Here is a 21,253-nt window from a genome sequence, read left to right as displayed (position 1 = left end):
TACCGACAGGCGCCGGAACCTCTACGGGACGACGACGATGACTCAACCGAACGGGCGGGCCGACCGGCTTGCCGTACCGCTTGCCGCGCTGCTGGCCTGCGCGGCGCTGCCCGCATTCGCGCAATCGAGCGTGACGCTCTACGGCCGCGTCGACACCGCGATCGAATATGCGAACGCCGGGCCGAACCACGTGACGCGCATGGGCAGCGGCAACCTGTTCGCTTCGCAGTGGGGGCTGAAGGGCGTCGAGGATCTCGGCGGCGGCTACGCGACGATCTTCAAGCTGGAGGACGGCTTCAACGCGGCCAGCGGCGCGCTGTCGAACAGCAGTGCGCTGTTCGGCCGCGAAGCGTGGGTCGGCATCACGGGGCCGTTCGGCGGCGTGCAGTTCGGCGAGCTTTACACGATCCTGCACACGACGCTTGTCACGTACAGCCTGCCCGGACTCGGCGCGGGGCTCGCGTGGGGCAACGCGACGAACAACTTCGTCGGGCCCGCGTTCCTGCGCGTGCGCAACTCGATGCGCTATACGTCGCCGCGCTACGCGGGCCTCATGTTGCGCGCGATGGCCGCGCGCGGCACCAACGGCGCGGCCGGGCAGCCGGCGACGCTCGGCGATACGTACGGCGCGGGGCTCAACTACGTGCGCGGCGGCCTGTCGGTCGACATCGACTACATGCAGCAGAAGTTCAGCCCGGTGGCCGCGGCCGCGCTCGGCGACACGAGCCCGGCCGCGAACGGCAACTACACGCTCGGCGCGATTTCGTACGACTTCAATGTCGTGAAGGTCGCCGCGCTGTACCTGCGCCATCGCGGCGGCCCCGACGTCGCGACCGCGATCGACAGCCAGGGCGCGTATCCGCACAGCGACATCATGGAGCTGAGCGCGACGGTGCCGATCGGGCGTGCGTCGCTGCTGCTGAGCGTCGGCCATTACCGCAAGGTCGCGGACAGCGACGGCAACGCCGATTCGTACGGCATCCGTTTCGACTATCCGCTGTCGAAGCGCACGGTGCTGTACACGGGCGCCGCGATGGTGCGCAACGGCGCGCATGCGCGCTTCGTCGTCAACGGCGCGGCGGGCGGCGGCGTCGCGGTCGCCAAGCCGGGCGCGACCGCGAGCTCGATCGTCGCGGGCATCCTTACGTCGTTCTGAGCGGCGCGCGCCGCTGCCCGCTTGCGCCGCTCGCGTCGTCATGCGCAGGCGGGCGGTTGCGGCGCGAGCCATGCGTCGAACGGCGCCAGCTCGCCGATGTTGAACAGCTCGAGCAGCAGCGCGCGCAACCAGCGATGGCCGGGGTCCGCGTCGAAGCGCCGGTGCCAGTACGCGTTGACGGCCCATTCGCCGGCACCGGCGATCTCGTACAGCGCGCACGGCTGCCGCGCCGCGAACGTGATCGCGATCGTCTCCGGCAGGATCAGCGCATAGTCGCCGTCCCGCAGCAGCGCGGGCACCACCATGAAATCCGGTAGCGCCGCGCGCACGCGCGGCATCAGCCCGTGCCGCTCCAGCAGCTGCATCGATTGCGGATGCGACGTGACCGCGACGAAGCGCAATGTATCGGGCGCCGCGCCGTCGAGCACGTAATCGTCGGGGAGCGCGACGCGCTGCGCGGTGCGGCGCGGCATCAGCAGCACGCAGCGCTCGTGCAGCAGCGCGGTGCGCTGGAAGTGGCTCGACGCGTCGGCGAAATGCCCGAGCGCGAAGTCGATGCGCCCCGATTCGAGCGCGACGTTGAGCTGGCATTCGTCGACGTGCAGCGTCTCGATCACCGCGCCCGGCGCGCGGCGGTCGAACGCGGCGAGCAGTGTCGGCAGGAACGCGCTCGCGGCGAAATCGCTCATGTGCAGGCGGAACGCGCGCTGCGTACTGTCGGGCGCGAAGCGCGACCCTTCGTCGAGCACGTCCTGCAGGATCGCGAGCGCCTTGTCGACCGAGATCGCCAGCCGCTGCGCGCGCGGCGTCGGCTCGACGCCGGTGCCGGTGCGCACGAACAGCGCGTCGCGGAACATCAGCCGCAGCCGGCCGAGCGCATGGCTGACGGACGGCTGCGTGACGCCGAGCCGCAGCGCCGCGCGGCCGACATGCCGCTCCTCGTAGACCGCGCGAAACGTCTTCAGCAGGTTGAGGTCGAGATCCTGCACGCGCAGTTCGGACAGGTCGCTGTCGTGCGGCGCGGATTCGGCGCGGGTCGGGGCCGCCGGGCGGCCGGTTGCGGCGTGCGTCATCGGGATTGCCTCGCGGTGACGGAAGGCGCATGGCCGTAACGCCGCGCATACGCCTTCGCGAAATGGCCGAAGCCATGGATGCCGTGCGCGATCAGCACGTCGGTCACGCTGCACGTGCCGCCGCGTTGCAGCGCCGCGTGCACGGCGGCGAGCCGGCGCTCGCGCACGTAGGCGGCCGGCGTGGTGTGCAGGAACGCGCGAAACGCGTGCTGCAGCGTGCGGGGCGCGACGCCCGCGACGGCCGCCAGCGCGGCGAGCACGAGCGGCTCGCCGAGGTGCGCGTCGACGTGATCGCACGCGCGGCGCACGTGCGCCGGCAACGGCTGCGTGCCGCGCGCGAGCGCGTCGCTGTACGAGTGCGGCAGGTGCGTGAGCAGCAGCGACATCAGCCATGCGGTGAGATCGGCGCCGAAGAGGGGCGAGGCCGTGCCGATGCGCGGTTGTGCGCCGAGCTTGCACAGGTATTCGAAGGTCGGCAGCACGAGCGCGGCGCCCGTGCCGGTGCCGCCGGCCGCGAGATCGAACTGCAGCGGCCGCGCGAGCGTTGCCCGCAGCATGTGCTGCAGCTTGCGTTCGAGCGCGCCGCGCTCGAGCCGCAGCACGAGGTTGCGGCAATCGGGGCTCGTGCTCAGGCGGCTGGCGAGCGCGGGCGACGATACGGTCAGCTCGCCCGGGCCGGCGCGCGCGACGACGCTGCCGGCCTGCAGTTCGCAGGCGCCGGCGAGCGTCAGCCTGAACAGGAAGTGACCGGTATCGTCGCCGAAATCGATGCGCGTTTCGCGGCCGTAGCAGAGTTCGAGCAGCGCGCCGTGATGCAGCGGCACTTCGTACAGCTCCGCATGAAACGGATCGCGGCCGCGCGCGGCCATCCGGTGCGGCCCGAGCCGGTGCGCGACCGCGCGTTCGACTTCGTCGGGGGCGTGCAGCGTGCCGAGCCGGTTCGGCGCATGGCGGGAAAGGGCGATATCCATTCACGGACCTCCTATCGGATGCAGGGGCGCGGTTTCGTGCGTGCCGCCCCGATTGCGTTGCGCGAACGGGCGTGCCGTTGCGCGTTTTGAAGCGACGCGGCAGGGGCGGACGCGTAGTCTCGGAAGCACTCATTCACTGGGAGAAGACGATGAAGGTATGTGTTCTGGGCGGCGGCCACGGCTGCCATGCGGCGGCCATCGACCTGTTCGAGAAGGGCCACGACGTGACATGGTGGCGGCGCGACCGCGAGCCGCACGCGCGGCTGCGCGAGCTTGGCGTGCTGAACGTGACCGACTATCGCGGCAAGCGGACAGTGCCGCTCGGCGACGCGCCCGGCGCGATCCGCCTGAGCGGCGATCTCGCGGCCGCGCTGCGCGGCGCGCGGCTCGTCGTGGTGCCGCTGCCGGCCACCTCGCACGACGCGCTCGCCGCGCAGGTCGCGCCGCTGCTGGAGGACGGCCAGGTCGTGTTCCTGCCGCCCGGCACGTTCGGCAGCATCGTGTTCGCGCGTGCAGCGGCCGATGCCGGCAACCGTTCGCGCGTCGCTTTCGCCGAGACGGGCACGCTGCCGTATCTCGTGCGCAGGCACGGCGACAACGACGTCGTGATCAGCGCGTACGCGACGCGGCTGCCGACCGGCGTATTTCCGGCGAATGCGGCCGGCTGGGCGTTCGACGTGCTGCGCGCGGGTTATCCGTCGGTCGAACCGGTCGAGGACGCGTTGTCCGGCGCGTTGATGAACGCGGGCCCCGTGATCCATCCGCCGCTGATCCTGATGAACGCCGGGCCGCTCGAACACTTCGACGCATGGGACATCCACAACGAAGGCACGCAGCCGTCGATCCGCCGCGTGACGAACGCGCTCGACGCCGAACGCATCGCGGTGCGCGAAGCGCTCGGTTACCCGGCGCCGCATTTCCCGCTCGCCGATCACTACGCGACCGACGGCGACGAATGGATGTACGGGCGCGGCGCGCACGGCAAGCTGACCGATAGCGGCGACTGGCGCGAGAAGATCGATCTGCGCACGCATCGCTACATGCTCGAAGACACCCGGCTCGGGCTGTCGTTCATCGTGTCGTGCGGGCGCCGGGCCGGTGTGCCGACGCCTGTCGCGCAGGGGCTGCTGAGCATTGCGAGCGCGGTCGCGGTGCGCGACCTGTATGCGGAAGGCCGCACGCTGGAGCGGCTCGGGCTCGCCGCGCTGTCGAAGGACGCGATGCGCGCGCTGCTCGACGCGGGGTACACGGCATGAAGGCGGGCGCCGATGTGACGCGCGTCCACGTGCTCGGCGCGGGGCGCATGGGGCAGGGGATCGCGCTCGTGTTCGCGTTCGCGGGGCTCGACGTGACGCTGGTCGACTTCAAGCCGCGCGACGCGGCCGGATGGCGCGCCTTCGAGGCACGCACGCGCGACGAGATCGAGAGGCCGCTGCACGCGCAGGTCGCGCTCGGCCGCATCGACGCTGCGCAGGCCGAAGCCGTGGTCGCGCGCATCGCGCTCGTCGCCCGGGACGGTGCGGCCGATGCGGTGCGGCAGGCCGGCATCGTGTTCGAGGCGTTGCCCGAAGTGCTCGATGCGAAGGCCGACGCGCTGCGCTGGCTCGGCGCGCATGTCGGTGCGCATGCAACGATCGCGTCGACGACGTCGACGTTCGTCGTCACCGAGCTGCAGCGCCACGTCGCGCATCCGGCGCGGATGCTGAATGCGCACTGGCTGAACCCCGCGCTGCTGATGCCGCTCGTCGAGATCAGCCGCAGCGATGCGACCGATCCGGCCGTCGTCGAGTCGCTCGCCGCGTTGCTCGAACGTGTCGGCAAGAAGCCGGTGATCTGCGGGCCGGCGCCCGGTTATATCGTGCCGCGCATCCAGGCGCTCGCGATGAACGAAGCCGCGCGGATGGTCGAGGAGGGCGTCGCGAGCGCGGCGGACATCGACACGGCGATCCGCACCGGTTTCGGCCCGCGCTTCGCGGTGCTCGGGCTGCTCGAATTCATCGACTGGGGCGGCTGCGACATCCTGTACTACGCGTCGCGGTACCTGGCCGGCGAGATCGGCCCGCGCTTCGCGCCGGCCGCGAGCGTCGTGCGCAACATGGAAGCCGGGCGCGACGGCGTGCGCACGGGCGCGGGCTTCCACGACTATGCGGCGGTCGACGTGCCCGCGTACATGCGGCAGCGGCTCGGCGAATTCGCGCGGCTGCTCGATCACCTGGGGCTGGCGCCGGCGTTCGACGGCGCGCGGCGGGAGGGCGGCAACTAGGCGGCGCGCCGGGTTGGCGGGCGCGGCCGGTGGCACGCGCCCGGAACGGCCGTGCCGGCCGCCGCCGTGTTCGCCGCCTGCCGGTGCGGATCGGCCCGCTTGCGCGGATCGAAACGTCGTGGTCACGCCGTGTCGCCGCGCGTGCCGGTAGCGGGAGCGGCGGGAGCAGCGGGAGCCGCCCTCACGATCCGCGTTTCGCGCATCACGCACAGCGTCGCGACGGTGACGAGGCCGAGCGCGACGAGAAACAGCGACACGGGCCACGATGCGTGATAGCGCGCGAGCAGCGCGGTGGCGATCAGCGGCGACATCCCGCCGGCGAAGATCGACGCGACTTCATGCCCGAGCGCGACGCCGGAATAGCGCACCTCGGTGCTGAACAGCTCGCCGACGAGCGCGGGCAGCGTGCCGATCATCGCGCCGTGGCTGACGGCCGTGCCGACCGTCAGCGCGAGCCAGACGAGCGGCGTCGCGCGCGTGTCGAGCAGCCAGAAGAACGGGAATGCGCACGCGACGAGGCTCAGCGCGCCGATCAGGTACACGGGCTTGCGGCCGATTCGGTCGGACAGCCGGCCCCACGCGAGCATCGCGCCCATCTCGACGATCATCGCGATCATCACGCCGGTCAGCATCACGCCGTTCGGGATGCCGACGTATTTGCCGTAGACGAGCGAGAACGCGAGAAAGATGTAGGCGCCGCCGTTCTCGGCCACGCGCAGCCCCATCGCGAGCAGGATTTCCTTCGGATGGCGGCGGATGCACTCGACGATCGGCAGATGCGTGTGCGCGCCGCGCCGGCCGGCCTGCTCGAAGTCGCGGCTTTCGGGCAGATGACGGCGGATATAGATGCCGATCGCGAAGATCGCGATGCTCGCGAGGAACGGCAGCCGCCAGCCCCAGGTGCGGAACGCGTCGTCCGGCAGCGCCTGTGCGGCGAGGAACGCGGCCGACGACAGCACGAAGCCGCCGCCCACGCCGAGCTGGCTCCACGCCGCGTAGTAGCCGCGCTGCTCGGGCGGCGCGTTCTCGCTGATCATCAGCACGCCGCCGCCCCATTCGCCGCCGGACGCGATGCCTTGCAGCAGGCGCAGCACGACGAGCGCCGCCGGTGCCCACAGGCCGACCTGCGCATAGGTCGGCAGCAAGCCGATCGCGAAGGTCGACGCGCCCATGATCAGCAGCGTCCACACGAGCGACGCCTTGCGCCCGTAGCGGTCGCCGACGTGGCCGAACACGATCCCGCCGAGCGGTCGCGCGACGAAGCCGAGCGCGAATGCCGCGAAGGCGGCGAGGCTGCCCGCGAGCGGCGACGCGCCGGGTGGAAAGAACACGTGGCCGAACACGAGCGCCGCGGCCGTGCCGTACACGAAGAAGTCGTACCACTCCATCGCGTTGCCGGCGACGGAGGCGATGACGATCCGGCGCAGCTGCCGGTCGGCGAGCGGCCGGGCGGCGCTCGGGGATTGCACGGTGTCGGTCGGGTACATGGCGGACTCTGAAGGGGGGCGGGCGCGTGCCGTCTTTGCGGCACTGCGGGCTAGTGTTGTCGGCCCTGTGTCCCCGGTCAAATCCGCAGAAAAAGGGGAGTGTCATCACTCCCGCAAATGATGGTCATGCGGCGCGCGGCCGTGCCCGCGCGCCCGGCATGCCGTCACCGCTCGATCTGCCGGTTCCAGCGCGTATCCCACTGCGCGCGGCGCGCGTTGATCGCGGTCCAGTCGACCACGGTCACCTTGCGCACGAGATCGTCGACATTGCCGAGGCTCTGTTGCATCGCGGCGGGCATCTTCGCGAGACGGTTGGTCGGAATCTGCTTGCCGGCCTCGGCCGCCTTCGTCTGCGCGGGCGCGGACAGCAGGAACTGCGCGAGCTTCTGCGCGAGCTGCGGATCGGGATTGTTCGCGACCACGCACAGGTCGACGAGCAGCAGCACGGGGCCCTCCTTCGGGTTCGCGTAGGCGACGGGGATGCCCTTGTCCTGCAGGTCGCCGACGCCGGTCGGCGTGAGCGGGAACAGGCCGGCTTCGCCGGTCTGCACCATCTCCGAGATCTTCGCCGAGTTCGGGATGTACTCGACGACGTTCGGCCCGACCGTGCTTGCCCACTTGCTGAAGCCGGGCTCGACGTTCTGCTCGTTGCCGCCGAGCAGCCGGTTGATCGCGAGGAAGCCGTGCAGCCCGAACGTGCTGCTCGACGCCGACTGGAACACGACCTTGCCCTTGTATTTCGGATCGGCGAAATCCATCCACGACGTCGGCGGCGTCCAGCCTTTCTCGGCGAACAGCTTCTTGTTGTACGCGATGCCGGTCATCCCGAGCTGTACACCCGCGCCGACGTCGTCCTTTATCCGGGCGAACGGATACAACTCCTTCAGCACCGGCGAATCGTCGAGCTTCTGGCACACGCCGAGGCTGACCGCGCGCGCCATCACGCCGTCGTCGAGGAACGCGACGTGGATCTGCGGCTTGTTGCGGTTCGCGAGCAGTTTCGCGAGCACGTCCGACGACGTGCCGGGCACGACGACGACCTTCACGTTGTTCGCCTTCTCGAAGTCGGGCAGTACCTGGCTCGTGTAGGCCTTCTCCATCGGGCCGCCGTTCATGCCGACGTAGATCGTCTTCGTTTGCGCGAACGCGGGCGCGCCGGCACCTGCGATGCAGAGGGCGGCGGCCGCCGCGATCGTTCCGGGCAGTTTCATTTGTGGGTCTCCTCTTGACGGAAAGGGGCGGTCGGCTCGGCTTCGCGGAAGAAGCGGCCGATCGAGAATGCATCGAGCGGGGTGGCGGTTTCGCCGGTCGTGACGAGATCGGCGAGCACGTCGCCGACGCCCGGCGCGAGCAGGAAGCCGCCACCGGAAAAGCCGAACGCATGAAGCAGGCGCGGCGTCGTGCGGCTCGCGCCGATGATCGGGTTGTGGTCGGGCGTGCAGCCTTCGACGCCGCTCCACGTGCGGATCAGCAGTGCGTCACGCAGCGCAGGCAGCAGCGCGCAGGCATCGCGCATCACCGCGCGCGTCGTATCGACCGACGGCTGGCCGAATTCGCCGTCGCCGCGGCCGCGCCCGCCGCCGATCACGCAGTTGCCGCGCGCGACTTGCCGCGCATACACGCCGCCGCCGTACACGCCGAGGTTGTGCGTGATGAACGGCGGCAGCGGTTCGGTCACCCACATGTTCGGGTAGATCGGCTCCATCGGCACGGCTTCGCCGAAGCGTTCGGCGATCGTGTTCGCCCACGCGCCGGCCGAGTTGATCAGCCACGTCGCGGTGCAGGCGCGGCCGCCTGCCTGAAAGTGAAAGCGCGTGCCGTCGTGGTGAACGTCGTCGACGGGGGTGTGCTCGAACACGTCCGCGCCCGCCGCGCGGGCCGCGCGCGCGAACGCGGGCGACACGAGGCGCGGGTTGGCGTGACCGTCGGTCTCGCACAGCGAGCCGCCGAGCGCCGCACGGCCGAGCCACGGGTAGCGGCGCCGGAACGCATCGCCGCGCATCACCTGCAGCGGCAGACCGTATTCGCCGGCGAGCGTCGCGTAGGCATCGAGCGCGTCGAGATCGGCGTCGCTGCGCGCGAGCCGCAGGTGGCCCGACACGACGAATTCGCCGTCGATGCCGATCAGTTCGGGCAGGCGATCCCAGATGCGCCGCGCACGCAGCGCGAGCGGCAGCTGCTCGGCGGGCCGGCCCTGGCAGCGCACGCCACCGTAGTTCACGCCGCTCGCCTGCGCACCGCAATCGCGCCGCTCGAACAGCCCGGTGCGCAAGCCGCGTCGCGTCAGCGCGAGTGCGGCCGACGCGCCGACGAGGCCGCCGCCGACGATCGCGACGTCGTAATGCCGGGTCTCATTCATCGCGTGCCTCGTCGGGAATCGCCGCGACATCGTCGCCCGCCAGCGCGGCCGAGATCGGGAACGGCTTCACGGGCGGTTGCGCACGCAACCGGCCGACGTCGGCGAGCGGGCGACCGGTTTCGGCGGCCAGCAAGAGCGCGGCCGCGTCGCCGCACATGCGGCCCTGGCAGCGGCCCATTCCGACGCGCGTCAGCGCCTTCAGCCGGTTCAGCTCGGTTGCCGCGCCGTCGCGGACGCAGCGGCGCAGCGTCCCTGCATCGACCTCCTCGCAGCGGCACACGATCGTGTCGTCCGCGCAGCGTGCGGCCTGCTCGACCGGCGGCGCGAACGCCGCTTCGAGGCCCGCCCGGAATGCGCCGACGCGCGCGAGCGTGCGTTCGAGCGTCGCCCCGTCGGGTTTGCCGGCGGGCGCGGGCGACGCGATGCCGGCGTCGTCGAGCAACGCGAGTGCCGCGCGCCGGCCCGATGCCTCGGCCGCGTCGGCGCCCGCGATGCCCGCGCCGTCGCCGGCGACGTAGAGGCCGCGCACCGACGTACGGCCGGCCGCGTCGCGCTCGGGCAGCCATGCGCGGTTGAGCGGGTCGAACCCGAACCGGCAGCCGGCGAGATCGGCCAGCTGCGTTTCGGAGCGCAGGCCGAAGCCGAGACCGAGCGCGTCGCAGTCGAGCAGGAGCGGCGGTGCGCCGTCACCGGCGGCGCGCCATGCGATTCCCGTCACGTGCGGGTCGCCGAGCACGCGCTCGAGCGTGACGCCCGTTTCGATCGCGACGCCGTGCGCGCGCAGCCAGCCGATGTAATAGAGCCCCTTCGCGAAGGTCGACGGCATGCGCAGCAGCGCGGGCGCGGCAGCGGCCTGGCGGCGCAGCGGGCTCGTGTCGAGCACGGCCGCGACCCGCGCGCCGGCCTTCGCATACTGGTAAGCGACGAGGTAAAGCAGCGGGCCCGTGCCCGCGAACACGATGCGCCGGCCGATCGCGCAGCCCTGCGCCTTCAGCGCCACTTGCGCGCCGCCGAGCGTATAGACGCCCGCGAGCGTCCAGCCCGGCACGGGCAACAGGCGGTCGGTCGCGCCGCTCGCAATGATCAGGTGCGAGTAGGGCACCGTCACTTCGCGGCCATCCTGCAGCGTGTCGATGCGGCCCGCACCGCATGACCAGGCAAGCGTATTCGGCCGGTAGTCGACATGCGGCAGCAGCGCGGCCATCGTCCGGTGCACGGCGTCGGCCTTCGCGGCCTCGAAGCCGTACAGCGTGCGCTTGCCGCGCGCGAAGGCGCCGTCGGCCGGCGGCTGCCGGTAGATCTGTCCGCCCCAGCGCGCGTTCTCGTCGATCACGACCGGGCGCAGCCCCGCGTCGACCAGCGCTTCGGCCGCGCGTACGCCGGCCGGCCCCGCGCCGACGATCACCGGTTGCAGTGCGGCGATCACGATGCGTCTCCGGTCGCGGCCGGCCGGGCGGACGTGAGAATCCGCATGCCTTCGGCGATCGGCGTCGAGCATGCGCGCACGCGCGCACCGGTTTCGGTGCGCACCCAGCAGTCCTGGCACGCGCCGATCAGGCAGAAGCCCGCGCGCGGCTGGCCGCTGAATTCGCTCACGCGCACGCGGCGCTGCGCAACGAGGATCGCGGTGAGCACGGTGTCGCCGGCGAGCGCGAGCGCGGGGCGGCCGTCCAGCGTGAACGCGACGGCGGCACGTTCGCGTTCGGCGACGCGCACGAACTGCGCGCCGTCGTCCGGGATGCCGGTGGAACGGGAAACGGAAGTCGTCATCAGTGTTGGCCGATCAGGATGCGGTTCAGGCCGTACACGCGATCGAGCAGCAGCATCGCGCCGGCGGTGATGAAGATGACGAGCGCGGACACCGACGCCATCATCGGGTCGATCGACTCGGTCGCATACATGTACATGCGCACCGGCAGCGTGACCGTCTGCGGCGACGTGACGAAGATCGACATCGTCAGTTCGTCGAAGCTGTTGATGAACGCGAGCAGCCAGCCGCCGGTGATGCCGGGCACGATCATCGGCAGCGTGATGCGGCGGAAGGTCGTCCACGGGTCCGCGCCGAGCGAGCATGCGGCTTGCTCGATGCTGCGGTCGAGGCCCGCGACGGATGCGAGCACGAGCCGCATCACGAACGGCGTGATGACGACCATGTGCGCGAGCACGAGCCATGCGAACGAGCCGGTCGCGCCGATCAGCGCGAAGAAGCGCAGCAGCGCGATGCCGAGCACGAGGCCGGGAATCACGAGCGGCGACAGCAGCAGCCCGTTCAGGAAAGCGCGGCCGGGAAACGTCGCGCGGCCGATGGCGAGGCCCGCCGGCAGCGCGATCGCGAGCGACAGCGTCGCCGACGCGAACGCGAGCTTCACGCTGTTGAAGAACGCGGTGACGAAGTCGGGATAGTCGAGGATCGCGCGGAACCAGCGCAGCGACAACCCGTGTGTCGGCAGTGTCAGCGTTTCGTCGGGCGTGAACGCGACGAGCACGACGATCACGAGCGGCGCGAGCACGAACAGGATCACGAGCGTGTGGAAGGCGAGGGCAAAGGGGCCGTTCTTTCTCATCGCGATGCGCCTCCGAGGCTGCGCGCGTAGCGGCGTTCGAGCACGCGGTAGTAAGTGAGCATCACGACGAGGTTCGCGACCAGCAGCAGCACGGCGATCGTCGCGCCGAGCGGCCAGTTCAGCGAGCCGAGGAATTCGTCGTAGACGGCCGTGGCCGCGACCTTCAGCCGGCGTCCGCCGAGCAGGCCCGGAATCGCGAACGCGCTCGCCGACAGCCCGAACACCATCAGGCTGCCCGACAGTACGCCCGGCATCAACTGCGGCAGCACGATGCGGCGCAGCGTCGTGAACGGCGATGCGCCGAGCGACAGCGCCGCATGCTCGGTCTGCGGATCGAGCCGCTGCAGCGCGGTCCACACCGGGATCACCATGAACGGCAGCATCACGTGCACCAGCGCGATCACGATCGCGAAGGTCGTGTATTCGAGCTTGTACGGCCCGAGGCCGACGAGCCCGAGCGCCTGGTTCACGAGCCCGCTCGTGTTCAGCAACATGCTCCAACCGAACGCGCGCACGACGACCGACACCAGCAGCGGCGCGAGGATCGCGAGCAGGAACAGCGAGCGCCACGGGTCACGCATTTTCGACAGCACGTACGCCTCCGGCGTGCCGATCGCGACGCAGATCGCGGTGGTCAGCGCGGCGATGCCGAACGTGCGCGCGAAGATCGTGTGGAAGTACGACGAGCCGAGCACTTCCGCGTAGTTGCCGAACTGGAACGCGGCGATCGGGCCGGTGGCCGGATCGAAGCGGTAGAACGTCAGCATGAACGTCATCGCGAGCGGCACGAGCACGAGCGCGGCAAACAGCGCGAACGCGGGCGCGCACATCAGCCACAGCGGCGCATGCGCGCGCCACGTCGCGCGCATCGTGTGCGCGGCGGCGGCGCGTGCCGGTGCGGCGTCAGCGGAAACCGCGACCGGGCGGGCGAGCGCGGCCGGCGCGCCGTCGGTCGGGAGCGGACGGGTAGGCTGTCCCATTCAGGCCTCCCGGCGCATCACGCGCACCGCGTCGCTGTGCCAGTCGATCCCGACCGGCGCGCCTTCCGCGAGCGGCTCCGCCCCTTCGTTCTGGCAGCACACGAGCACTTCGCCGAGCGCGCTGTCGACGCGGTACAGCCACTGGCTGCCGAGGAAGAAGCGGCTCGTGACGGTCGCGGCGAAGCGGCCCGCGTCGGGCGCGCAGAGCCGCAGCTTTTCGGGGCGGATGCAGACCGACACCGCATCGCCCACGCGCACGTCGCGCTCGCGCGGCGGCAGATGCGCGGTGCGGCCGGTCTCGGCGAGATCGTGACCGAGGTCGATGCGGATCGCATCGCCGTCGTGCGCGACGATCGTGCCGGGCAGCAGGTTCGCCTTGCCGATGAACTGCGACACGAAACGGTTCTCCGGGCGCTCGTACGCGCGATACGGCGTATCGGTCTGCGTGATGCGGCCGGCTTCCATCACGACCACGCGATCGCTGATCGACAGCGCTTCCGACTGATCGTGCGTGACCATGATCGTCGTCGTTCCGATCTTGCGCTGGATCGCGCGCAGCTCGAACTGCATGTCCTCGCGCAGCTTCGCGTCGAGGTTCGACATCGGTTCGTCGAGCAGCAGCACCGGCGGCTCGATCACGACCGCGCGCGCGATCGCGACGCGCTGCCGCTGGCCGCCCGACAGCTCGCGCGGGAAGCGAGGCGCGAGCGCGTCGAGACGCACGAGCGCGAGGGCCGCGCGGATGCGCTCGGCACGCTCGGCCTTGTCGACGCCGCGCATGTCGAGGCCGAAGCCGACGTTCTCGGCGACGCTCATGTGCGGAAACAGCGCATAGCTCTGGAACACGATGCCGAGCCCGCGCCGGTTCGGCTTCAGGTGCGTGATGTCCTGCCCGTCGAGCGCGATGCGGCCGCGCGTGACGTCGACGAAGCCCGCGATCATCTGCAGCGTGGTGGTCTTGCCGCAGCCGGACGGCCCGAGCAGCGACACGAATTCGCCTTGTTCGACCGACAGGTTGACGTCGGCGACGGCGGTGAGCTCGCCGAAGGTTTTCGTCAGATCCGTAAGCGTGAGAAACGACATGGGAAGCTCCGGGTTCGCACACCGCGTGGCCGGTGTACCGATGTGGCGGACTCTAGCCAGCCATATTTCGGCGCGTCAATTTCGAATTCTGATGAACGGGAGGAATTTCGGAAAAATTCCATTGACCGGAACGGTTGGTGAAATCGCGGGCGGATCGTTCCGTTGAATGAGGCGTGGTCGAGCCGCGAAATGCACGCGTCAATCCCGTGCACACCCGGATGCCCGTGGAATTTCGGCGGGACGACAATGGCGGCTACCGTATTCCGTTCAATGAAATCATCGAGGAGAGCCGGCATGCAGGAATCCCATTCGACCGGAACGTCGCCGGTCGCACGCGCGCCGCGCCCGGACGAGGACGCCGTCGATGCGGCCGGCGCACCGGGCACCGGCATGCTGCAGCGCGCGTTCGCGATCCTGCGCGCGCTGGCCGGCATGCAGCAGGACGGCGTGCGCGTCACGCATCTGGCAAAGGCCGTCGGCCTCACGCAGGGCACCGCGCACCGGATCCTGCAATCGCTGATCGCGGAAGGGATGGTCGAACAGGACGAGCAGTCGAAGCTGTACCGCCTGAGTGTCGATTTCTTCGCGCTCGCCGCGCAGGCCGGCAACCCGAGCAGCATGCGCACGTTGTGCCGTCCCGCGCTGCTGAGGCTGTGCGCAAGCCTCGGCGAGACCATCTTCCTGCTGGTGAAGAGCGGCTTCGACGCCGTGTGTCTCGACCTGTGCGAAGGGCCGTTTCCGATCCGTTCGTTTACCGGTGACATCGGCGGCCGCATCGCGCTCGGTGTCGGACAAGGCAGCCTTGCGATCCTCGCGTTCCTGCCGGAAGCCGAACGCGAGGAAGTGATCCGCTTCAACGTGCCGCGCATTCGCGGCTACGGTGTGCTCGACGAGGTGTACCTGCGTACCGAGATCGAACGCGTGCGGCAGCTCGGCTACGCGGGCCGCAACAGCGGCGTGCTCGACGGGATGGCCGGTGTCGCGGTGCCGATCCTCGATCGCACTGGCTATCCGGTCGGCGCGTTGAGCGTCGGCACGCTCGCGTCACGCCTCGGTGACGACCGGATGCCGATGGTCGTCGAACTGCTGCGGCGCCAGGCCGACGCGATCGGGCCACGTACCAATCCGTTCGATGCCGCGTTGCGGCGGCCGATGCACGGGCTGTCAGGGAAAACCGTATAGCCGCCTCGCGCGTCGCCGTTTCGTCAGCTTGCTTACGCAAGCCATTCACGTCCGATCAAAACGTACCGCGTCCAGCGGGCCTGCGTGCTTTCGTTTCCCTTGCGGGGTCGCGCGACCCCCGCTCATTTCCCCTCCATCGCCTCTCATTCGATTTTCAACTGCCGGCCAGTTGAACATTTCATTTCTTGATGTGATTGCGGCTGGATACCATCCAGCGACTGTCTATACAACCCGGTCAGGATGCATGGGCAGGACCAACAAAACACAACATCGATGAGCAGGTTTGGAGAGGAGATGACGGAGATGGTGCGAATGAAGGGTGGGAAGACGGGGGTGGCGACGGGCGCCGCGATCGCAATGCTGCTCGTCGGCGCCGCGCACGCGCAGTCGACGGTGACGCTGTACGGGATCGTCGACGCGGGCGTGACCTACACGAACAACGCGAAGGGCCATTCGCTGTGGCAGTTCACGGGCGGCAACGAATCGGGGCCGCGCTGGGGCTTGATCGGCTCCGAGGATCTCGGCGGCGGCCTGAAGGCGAACTTCCGCCTCGAGAACGGCTTCAACGTCGCGAACGGCGCGCTCGGGCAGGGCGGCCGGATGTTCGGGCGCTCGGCGTGGGTCGGCCTGAGCGGCGCGAACTGGGGCGCGGTGACGCTCGGCCGCCAGTACAACTCGACGCAGGACATCCTCGGTTCGCTGCAGATGAGCAGCTTCCTTGCGCAGTACTCGACGCACCCGTTCGACAACGACGACATCAACAACACGTTCCGTCTCAACAACGCGGTGAAGTACGTGTCGCCGACGATCGCGGGCCTGCAGGCGAACCTCGTGTACGGCTTCTCGAACTCGACCGGCTTCGCGAACGACAACAGCTGGAGCGCGGGCGTCACGTACGTGAACGGGCCACTCAACGCGGGCGCCGCGTATGCGCGCGTGAACCATCCGGCGGTCAGCGCGAGCGGCGCAGTTGCTTCGGATAACTACTATCCGGCGTCGGCATCGGTGTTCGGTGTGCGCCTCGGGAGCGCGATCCGCCAGCAGATCTGGGGGGCGGGCGGCAGCTACGCGATCGGGCCGGCAACGCTCGGCCTGCTGTACACGGGCTCGAACTTCGGCCAGGCGACGGGCGGCGCGCTGCGTTTCAACAACTACGAAGGCAGCCTGCGCTACATGGTCACGCCCGCGCTGATGGCGGCGGCCGGCTACACCTATACGCAGGTCGCGCGCGCCGGCGAAAGCGGCCATTACCACCAGGTATCGGCCGGCTTGCAGTACCTGCTGTCCAAGCGCACCGACGTGTACGTGAACGGCTTCTACCAGAAGGCGTCGTCGGGTGTCGGCCAGGCATGGATCGACGGCACCGACAGCGCGTCGACGACGACGTCGCAGGTGGCGGTGGTGGTCGGCATCCGCCAGAAGTTCTGATGTTCTGACGCACGCGCGCGTCTTCCGGAGGAGGCACTCATGAAACTGAAACTGTTGCTGGCGGCGTTGCCGTTCGTCGGGATGTATGCGGGCGGCTCGCTTGCCGAGGCGCGTCCGCTGCTGTTCGGGCTGCCGTTCCTGCTCGTCTGGAACCTGGTCTGGATGGCGGCCACGGCCGCGATTCTCGCGATCCTGTTCCATCTCGACGAGCGCGATGAGCGAGACGCGCGCGACGCGGCCCGCGCCGGCCGTTCGGGAGACGCGCGATGAACGCGTCGATCGTCATCATCGCGGCGTTCGCCGTGTTCGCGCTCGCCATCGGCGTGATGGCGCGCCGCGGCCGCACGCTCACGCTCGAGCAGTGGGCGGTCGGCGGGCGCGGCTTCGGCTCGCTGCTCACGTTCCTGCTGATGGCCGGCGAGGCGTTCTCGACGTTCTCGTTCCTCGGCGCGAGCGGCTGGACCTACAGCAAGGGCGTGCCCGCGTTCTACATCCTGTCATACGGCTGCCTCGCGTTCGTGATCGGCTACTGGATGTTGCCGGCGATCTGGCGTTACGCGAAGGCGCACGGGCTCGTGTCGTTCGCCGACTACTTCGCGTCGAAGTACGACAGCCGCGCGATCGGCGTGCTGGTGTCGATCGTCGCGGTGTTCGCGATGGTGTCGCTGCTGATGATCCAGTTGCGCGGGCTCGGCGTGATCGTGTCGGAGATGTCGTACGGGCTGATTCCGCAGGCGGCCGCGATCTGGATCGCCGCGACGCTGATGGCCGTGTACATGGTCGTGTCGGGCATCCACGGCTCGGCGAGCATCGCGATCTTCAAGGACGTGCTGATCCTCGCGATCGCGATCTTCCTCGGCCTGTACCTGCCGATGCACTACTACGGCGGGCTCGGCGAGATGTTCGCGAAGATCGACGCCGCGCATCCCGAACTGCTGCGCATGCCGGAGCACGGCTTCAACCTGAGCTGGTACAACTCGACGATCCTGCTCACGTCGCTCGGCTACTACCTGTATCCGCACGGCTTCACCGCGATCTACGTCGCGAAGGACGAGCGCGCGCTGCGCCGCAACGTGATCCTGATGCCGCTGTACCAGGTGCTGATCGCGTTCCTGTTCCTCGTCGGCTTCGCGGCCGTGATGACCGTGCACGGGCTCGAAGGCGCACAGACCGACCTCGCTTTGCTGCGGCTCGTGAAGCAGACGTTCCCTGCGTGGTTCGTCGGCATCGTCGGCGGCACGGGGCTGCTCACCGCACTGGTGCCGGGGTCGCTGATCATGCTGAACGCATCGACGACGATCGCGCGCAACATCTACCGCGAAGGCTTCGCGCCGAACGCGACCGACCGCGAGGTGACGCGCGTCGCGCGCATCGCGCTGCCGATCTTCACGCTGGTGGTCGTCTACTTCGTGCTGCGCGGCGGCGCGACCTTCGTCACGCTCGCGATCTTCTCGTCGAGCCTGCTCACGCAGCTCGTGCCGATGCTCGCCTCGAGCTTCCTGAAGCGGCCGTTCGGCACGCGCGAAGGCGCGTTCGCGGGCATCGTCGCCGGCGCGATCGTGATCGCGATGACGAACTACTATGGCGTGACGCTCGCGTCGCTGTTCCCGGGCGCATCGAACACGCTGACGTCGATCAACCCGGGGCTCGTCGCGCTCGCGGTGAACGCGGTGGTGTTCGTCGTGATCAGCGCGGTGCAGCGCAAGCTGAAGGCGCGGGTCGCCGCGCCGGTCGGTTCGGCGTGACGGTTTTTCGTGCATGACGCCGTCGCCGGGCCGCCGGGGTTTTGCCCGGCGGCCCGGCCGCTCGGCCACTCTCGGCCACTGGATGGCAGCAAGGCCAATCGAACCACAACAGGACACTGAACAATGATTAACGAGGGCAAGCGAGAGGGCATGCGAGAGGACGACCGCGAAGCGATCGACACGCTGATCGCGAACGGCTGCGTGATCACGATGGACCCGCAGCGGCGCGTGATCGAGAACGGCGCGGTCGCGGTCAAGGGCGAGCGCATCGTCGCCGTGGGCGGCACCGATGAACTGCAGGCGCGTTACCGTGCCGCGCGCACGATCGATGCGCGCCGCAAGGCCGTGCTGCCGGGCCTGATCGATGCGCATGCGCACGCGGGCCACGCGATGCTGCGCACGATCGGCGGCGCGGACGGCGATGCGTGGTCGGCCGCAGCCGAGACGATCTACACGCGCGCGTCCGACGAGGCGTTCTGGGAAGCCGAATCGCATCTCGCCGCGCTCGAACGCCTGAAGGCCGGCGTGACGACCGGCGTGTCGCTGCTCGGCGGCGGCAATTCGATCATGCGCGTCGACGATCCGGTCTACGCGCGGCGCCATTGCGACGCGGTCGTGCGCACCGGTACGCGCTCGATCGTCGCGGTCGGCCCGTCGCGGCCGCCCGCGCCGCGTGCCTATACGCGCCACACGCCGGAGGGCAGCGACACGCGCGACATCGGTTTCGACACGATGTTCGACGTATGCGAGCGCATCGTCGACGAATGCCACGGCGATGCCGACGGCCGGATCCGCATCGCGCTCACGCTGCCCGTGTACGGGCCCGAACACGATCCCGAGCTTGCGCGGTACGAGCACGACTTTCGCGACCAGGCCGCACGCTACGGCGCGCTCGCACGCGAGCGCGGGCTGACGTTCACGCAGGACGGCCACCGCGCGGGCACGCTCGCGTTCGCGCATCGCGAGCTCGGCTTGCTCGGCCCGACGTCGTTCATGTCGCACAGCATCGACCTGACCGACGACGACATCGCGGCGTGCGTCGAGACGGGCACCGCGATCGTCCACAACCCGAGCGCGATCATGTCGATCATCGGGCGCTGCCCGGTGCCCGAGCTGATCGATGCGGGCGTGACGGTGGCGATCGCGTCGGACGGTGCGGCGCCCGATCGCGGCTATGACATGTTCCGTCACATGTGGCAGTGCATGCATTACCACCGCCGGCATTTCCGCGACCCGGACGTGCTGCCGCACGGCAAGGTGCTGGAGATGGTGACGATCGACGCGGCGAAGGCGCTGTCGATCGAGCACGAGGCCGGTTCGCTCGAAGCCGGCAAGCTCGCGGACCTCATCCTCGTCGACCTGTTCCGGCCGCACATGATGCCGATGAACATGCCCGTGTATCGCGTGACGTGCTTCGCGAACGCGGCCGACGTGTGCATGACGATGGTGGGCGGACGGGTGCTGATGGAGGATCGGCGCGTGTTGTCGGTCGACGAGAACGCGGTGCTCGAACGGGTGAACGAAGTCGCGGCAATCACGATCGAGCGCAGCGGGTTGCGTCATTTGCTCGAGGAGCCGAAGACGCTGTGGGGGCGCAGCCGCTATTGAGCGGGCAGGTGGGCGTTGTCGTGCGGTGGCGGGCCGGCGTGGCCGGCCTGTTCGTTCGGCAACGCCGCCGAATCGTTGGCGATGCCCGGGTTGGCCGACTCCAGTGTGGTTGAAATAACGACCGCATGGAACCTGCGCCATCGAGAGCGATCGTTGGCCTACTTCGTTCGCGACCGATAGAGCGTCGGCCAGTCGCCTCCTTGAACGCCGCCACACGTTTTCTGCTGCGACACAGTCGACATCCGGAACGCATGGCCGTCCCAGATCCAACTGGCCTGAAAGCCGCAATCGGCCAGCCCGCGTCCCTTGCCGAAGGTGGACAGCGTGCCGGTAGCCGGGTCGAAGTCCGGTTCGACCAATGAAGGGTCTGAAAAGCCCCCTTCAGGAATCGGCAGCTTGACGGGCTCCGGTTTTCCGCCGCCGATACGCGGGGCGATGAACACATCCGACGAACCCTGGTAGGCGCCCATGATGCATGGAAGAAACACGAGCGCGTTGTGCTTGTCGAGTGCATACGCTGCTTCATGGAGATAGCGCGACGCATTCTCCTCGCAACTGCTGGCATCCCGGATTCGTTTCACGCGCGCGATCAGGTGTTCTTCTTCTTGATCGGACAACTGCGACGTGATCTTCCGCTTCGGTACGACGGGCAGTGACGGAGCAGGTGTGACCTGCGACGCAGGGGCAGGCCCCTTGCGGATCAACGCGGTAGTTCCCCCGATGCGCCCTTGCCGGTCATCGATACGCAGCAGCGCGGCGACCATGCCATCGAGCGGAACATAAGCGTCTGCATCCTCGCCGAACTGAAGCTTCGTGCCGTTGCGAAGCCGTGAGACGAAGGCCGCCACGGCTGCCGGTCGCGTGGTCGACAAAGTCGCTATCCCGTCGTCGAATTTCTCGCTCCAGGCCGAGTCGTCCAGCCGCAGCGGCGCGTCGTCGACGCGCAGGTCATCGAGATTGATGCTGGTGTTGGTGGCGACGCTCAGCCGTACCGTGAGCGCGCCGTTCGGCCCGGCTGAGCGAATGAAGCGCAAGTCTGCGCCGGTCTCGCCACCGTTCGCGAGACCCTTCGCCTCGCAGGTCAAACCGTTGTCGCAGGCGACCAGCCATGACTTGTAGGTGTCGTAGCTGGGCGCGCCGGGTGCCTGGGCAGGCGCTGCGCTGGCGGCGAGCGGTACGGTTGCGCTGGCGAAAAGCGCAACGAGTGCTGCGCTCGGCGCAATAGCACGAGTCTTCATGTGCTTCCGCGGAGTTGACGATGACGTGAATCGTAACGCAAGTGATGCGCCGGAAATGAAAGCATCCCGGAGTGGTGCTGCCTGAGTCGACGCAAAGGTCGAATCGTTTTACACAC

19 protein-coding genes are annotated in these 21,253 nt (G+C 69.3%); 8 read left to right on the top strand and 11 right to left on the bottom strand.

What is annotated here, in order from left to right; translation table 11 throughout:
• The first annotated feature begins 37 nt into the window (after window positions 1-37).
• Entirely contained in the window at window positions 38-1,156 is a 1,119-nt protein-coding gene (locus APZ15_RS21200; protein WP_027790838.1) for a porin, read from the top strand.
• A gap of 38 nt (window positions 1,157-1,194) precedes the next feature.
• Here APZ15_RS21200 and APZ15_RS21195 read toward each other — a convergent pair whose 3' ends face one another.
• Together APZ15_RS21195 and APZ15_RS21190 are read right to left on the bottom strand one after the other, a co-directional pair.
• The gene (locus APZ15_RS21195; RefSeq protein ID WP_027790839.1) at window positions 1,195-2,229 is read right to left on the bottom strand and encodes a LysR family transcriptional regulator; all 1,035 of its coding nucleotides are present in this window, start codon (window positions 2,227-2,229) and stop codon (window positions 1,195-1,197) included.
• Window positions 2,226-3,200 carry an AraC family transcriptional regulator gene (locus APZ15_RS21190; protein ID WP_027790840.1) on the bottom strand — a complete coding sequence of 325 codons (975 nt, stop codon included), beginning with the start codon at window positions 3,198-3,200 and terminating at the stop codon, window positions 2,226-2,228. The genes APZ15_RS21195 and APZ15_RS21190 overlap by 4 nt, the downstream gene beginning before the upstream one ends.
• 149 nt (window positions 3,201-3,349) lie before the next feature.
• Between APZ15_RS21190 and APZ15_RS21185 the strand changes: the two genes are divergently transcribed.
• Together APZ15_RS21185 and APZ15_RS21180 are read left to right on the top strand one after the other, a co-directional pair.
• Window positions 3,350-4,456, top strand: a complete 1,107-nt coding sequence (locus APZ15_RS21185) for an NAD/NADP-dependent octopine/nopaline dehydrogenase family protein (protein WP_027790841.1) — start codon at window positions 3,350-3,352, stop codon at window positions 4,454-4,456.
• The gene (locus tag APZ15_RS21180; RefSeq protein ID WP_027790842.1) at window positions 4,453-5,463 is read left to right on the top strand and encodes a 3-hydroxybutyryl-CoA dehydrogenase; all 1,011 of its coding nucleotides are present in this window, start codon (window positions 4,453-4,455) and stop codon (window positions 5,461-5,463) included. Before APZ15_RS21185 ends, APZ15_RS21180 begins: the two co-directional genes overlap by 4 nt.
• A 122-nt stretch (window positions 5,464-5,585) precedes the next feature.
• Here APZ15_RS21180 and APZ15_RS21175 read toward each other — a convergent pair whose 3' ends face one another.
• The 8 genes from APZ15_RS21175 to APZ15_RS21140 form a co-directional block, all read right to left on the bottom strand.
• Entirely contained in the window at window positions 5,586-6,950 is a 1,365-nt protein-coding gene (locus tag APZ15_RS21175) for an MFS transporter (RefSeq protein ID WP_027790843.1), read from the bottom strand.
• Window positions 6,951-7,114: 164 nt separating this feature from the next.
• Entirely contained in the window at window positions 7,115-8,161 is a 1,047-nt protein-coding gene (locus APZ15_RS21170; RefSeq protein WP_027790844.1) for an ABC transporter substrate-binding protein, read from the bottom strand.
• Entirely contained in the window at window positions 8,158-9,309 is a 1,152-nt protein-coding gene (locus tag APZ15_RS21165; protein ID WP_027790845.1) for an NAD(P)/FAD-dependent oxidoreductase, read from the bottom strand. The genes APZ15_RS21170 and APZ15_RS21165 overlap by 4 nt, the downstream gene beginning before the upstream one ends.
• Window positions 9,302-10,735 (bottom strand): FAD/NAD(P)-dependent oxidoreductase, encoded by a 1,434-nt coding sequence (locus APZ15_RS21160; RefSeq protein WP_057056473.1) that lies wholly within the window; start codon window positions 10,733-10,735, stop codon window positions 9,302-9,304. Before APZ15_RS21160 ends, APZ15_RS21165 begins: the two co-directional genes overlap by 8 nt.
• On the bottom strand, window positions 10,732-11,079 hold the full coding sequence (locus tag APZ15_RS21155; RefSeq protein WP_027790847.1) for a (2Fe-2S)-binding protein: 348 nt from the start codon (window positions 11,077-11,079) through the stop codon (window positions 10,732-10,734). The genes APZ15_RS21160 and APZ15_RS21155 overlap by 4 nt, the downstream gene beginning before the upstream one ends.
• Window positions 11,079-11,873, bottom strand: a complete 795-nt coding sequence (locus APZ15_RS21150) for an ABC transporter permease (protein WP_027790848.1) — start codon at window positions 11,871-11,873, stop codon at window positions 11,079-11,081. The genes APZ15_RS21155 and APZ15_RS21150 overlap by 1 nt, the downstream gene beginning before the upstream one ends.
• The gene (locus tag APZ15_RS21145; RefSeq protein WP_027790849.1) at window positions 11,870-12,853 is read right to left on the bottom strand and encodes an ABC transporter permease; all 984 of its coding nucleotides are present in this window, start codon (window positions 12,851-12,853) and stop codon (window positions 11,870-11,872) included. The genes APZ15_RS21150 and APZ15_RS21145 overlap by 4 nt, the downstream gene beginning before the upstream one ends.
• A complete protein-coding gene (locus tag APZ15_RS21140) occupies window positions 12,854-13,936 on the bottom strand; it encodes an ABC transporter ATP-binding protein (protein WP_027790850.1) in 1,083 nt (360 codons plus the stop codon). It lies immediately after the preceding gene.
• Window positions 13,937-14,230: 294 nt separating this feature from the next.
• Here APZ15_RS21140 and APZ15_RS21135 point away from each other — a divergent pair, with 294 nt between their 5' ends.
• The 5 genes from APZ15_RS21135 (at window position 14,231) to APZ15_RS21115 (ending at window position 19,899) form a co-directional block, all read left to right on the top strand.
• Complete coding sequence (locus APZ15_RS21135; RefSeq protein ID WP_027790851.1) at window positions 14,231-15,118, top strand: IclR family transcriptional regulator; 888 nt, start codon at window positions 14,231-14,233, stop codon at window positions 15,116-15,118.
• A 303-nt stretch (window positions 15,119-15,421) separates the two neighbouring features.
• Window positions 15,422-16,546 carry a porin gene (locus APZ15_RS21130; RefSeq protein ID WP_027790852.1) on the top strand — a complete coding sequence of 375 codons (1,125 nt, stop codon included), beginning with the start codon at window positions 15,422-15,424 and terminating at the stop codon, window positions 16,544-16,546.
• A 39-nt stretch (window positions 16,547-16,585) separates the two neighbouring features.
• Window positions 16,586-16,816, top strand: coding sequence for a DUF3311 domain-containing protein (locus tag APZ15_RS21125; protein WP_027790853.1), 231 nt, complete (start codon window positions 16,586-16,588; stop codon window positions 16,814-16,816).
• Window positions 16,813-18,291, top strand: a complete 1,479-nt coding sequence (locus tag APZ15_RS21120) for a sodium:solute symporter family protein (protein WP_027790854.1) — start codon at window positions 16,813-16,815, stop codon at window positions 18,289-18,291. The genes APZ15_RS21125 and APZ15_RS21120 overlap by 4 nt, the downstream gene beginning before the upstream one ends.
• A gap of 150 nt (window positions 18,292-18,441) precedes the next feature.
• Window positions 18,442-19,899: an amidohydrolase family protein gene (locus APZ15_RS21115; protein WP_027790855.1), complete on the top strand. Its 1,458-nt coding sequence runs from the start codon at window positions 18,442-18,444 to the stop codon at window positions 19,897-19,899.
• 158 nt (window positions 19,900-20,057) lie between these two features.
• On the opposite strand, the gene APZ15_RS21110 is transcribed toward APZ15_RS21115, so the two are convergent.
• The gene (locus tag APZ15_RS21110) at window positions 20,058-21,137 is read right to left on the bottom strand and encodes a DUF1176 domain-containing protein (protein WP_027790856.1); all 1,080 of its coding nucleotides are present in this window, start codon (window positions 21,135-21,137) and stop codon (window positions 20,058-20,060) included.
• Window positions 21,138-21,253: the final 116 nt, after the last annotated feature.

The sequence above is a fragment of the Burkholderia cepacia ATCC 25416 genome (assembly GCF_001411495.1).
GTDB lineage: Bacteria > Pseudomonadota > Gammaproteobacteria > Burkholderiales > Burkholderiaceae > Burkholderia > Burkholderia cepacia.
The sequence above is the reverse complement of the archived record's forward strand: the minus strand, read 5'-3'. Positions and strand labels throughout refer to the sequence as shown.

Excerpts from the sequence above, each read along its gene's own strand:
- APZ15_RS21200 (WP_027790838.1), top strand. The coding sequence starts at position 38 with ATGACTCAACCGAACGGGCGGGCCGACCGGCTTGCCGTACCGCTTGCC.
- APZ15_RS21195 (WP_027790839.1), bottom strand. The coding sequence starts at position 2,229 with ATGACGCACGCCGCAACCGGCCGCCCGGCGGCCCCGACCCGCGCCGAA.
- APZ15_RS21190 (WP_027790840.1), bottom strand. The coding sequence starts at position 3,200 with ATGGATATCGCCCTTTCCCGCCATGCGCCGAACCGGCTCGGCACGCTG.
- APZ15_RS21185 (WP_027790841.1), top strand. The coding sequence starts at position 3,350 with ATGAAGGTATGTGTTCTGGGCGGCGGCCACGGCTGCCATGCGGCGGCC.
- APZ15_RS21180 (WP_027790842.1), top strand. The coding sequence starts at position 4,453 with ATGAAGGCGGGCGCCGATGTGACGCGCGTCCACGTGCTCGGCGCGGGG.
- APZ15_RS21175 (WP_027790843.1), bottom strand. The coding sequence starts at position 6,950 with ATGTACCCGACCGACACCGTGCAATCCCCGAGCGCCGCCCGGCCGCTC.
- APZ15_RS21170 (WP_027790844.1), bottom strand. The coding sequence starts at position 8,161 with ATGAAACTGCCCGGAACGATCGCGGCGGCCGCCGCCCTCTGCATCGCA.
- APZ15_RS21165 (WP_027790845.1), bottom strand. The coding sequence starts at position 9,309 with ATGAATGAGACCCGGCATTACGACGTCGCGATCGTCGGCGGCGGCCTC.
- APZ15_RS21155 (WP_027790847.1), bottom strand. The coding sequence starts at position 11,079 with ATGACGACTTCCGTTTCCCGTTCCACCGGCATCCCGGACGACGGCGCG.
- APZ15_RS21150 (WP_027790848.1), bottom strand. The coding sequence starts at position 11,873 with ATGAGAAAGAACGGCCCCTTTGCCCTCGCCTTCCACACGCTCGTGATC.
- APZ15_RS21145 (WP_027790849.1), bottom strand. The coding sequence starts at position 12,853 with ATGGGACAGCCTACCCGTCCGCTCCCGACCGACGGCGCGCCGGCCGCG.
- APZ15_RS21140 (WP_027790850.1), bottom strand. The coding sequence starts at position 13,936 with ATGTCGTTTCTCACGCTTACGGATCTGACGAAAACCTTCGGCGAGCTC.
- APZ15_RS21135 (WP_027790851.1), top strand. The coding sequence starts at position 14,231 with ATGCAGGAATCCCATTCGACCGGAACGTCGCCGGTCGCACGCGCGCCG.
- APZ15_RS21130 (WP_027790852.1), top strand. The coding sequence starts at position 15,422 with ATGGTGCGAATGAAGGGTGGGAAGACGGGGGTGGCGACGGGCGCCGCG.
- APZ15_RS21125 (WP_027790853.1), top strand. The coding sequence starts at position 16,586 with ATGAAACTGAAACTGTTGCTGGCGGCGTTGCCGTTCGTCGGGATGTAT.
- APZ15_RS21120 (WP_027790854.1), top strand. The coding sequence starts at position 16,813 with ATGAACGCGTCGATCGTCATCATCGCGGCGTTCGCCGTGTTCGCGCTC.
- APZ15_RS21115 (WP_027790855.1), top strand. The coding sequence starts at position 18,442 with ATGCGAGAGGACGACCGCGAAGCGATCGACACGCTGATCGCGAACGGC.
- APZ15_RS21110 (WP_027790856.1), bottom strand. The coding sequence starts at position 21,137 with ATGAAGACTCGTGCTATTGCGCCGAGCGCAGCACTCGTTGCGCTTTTC.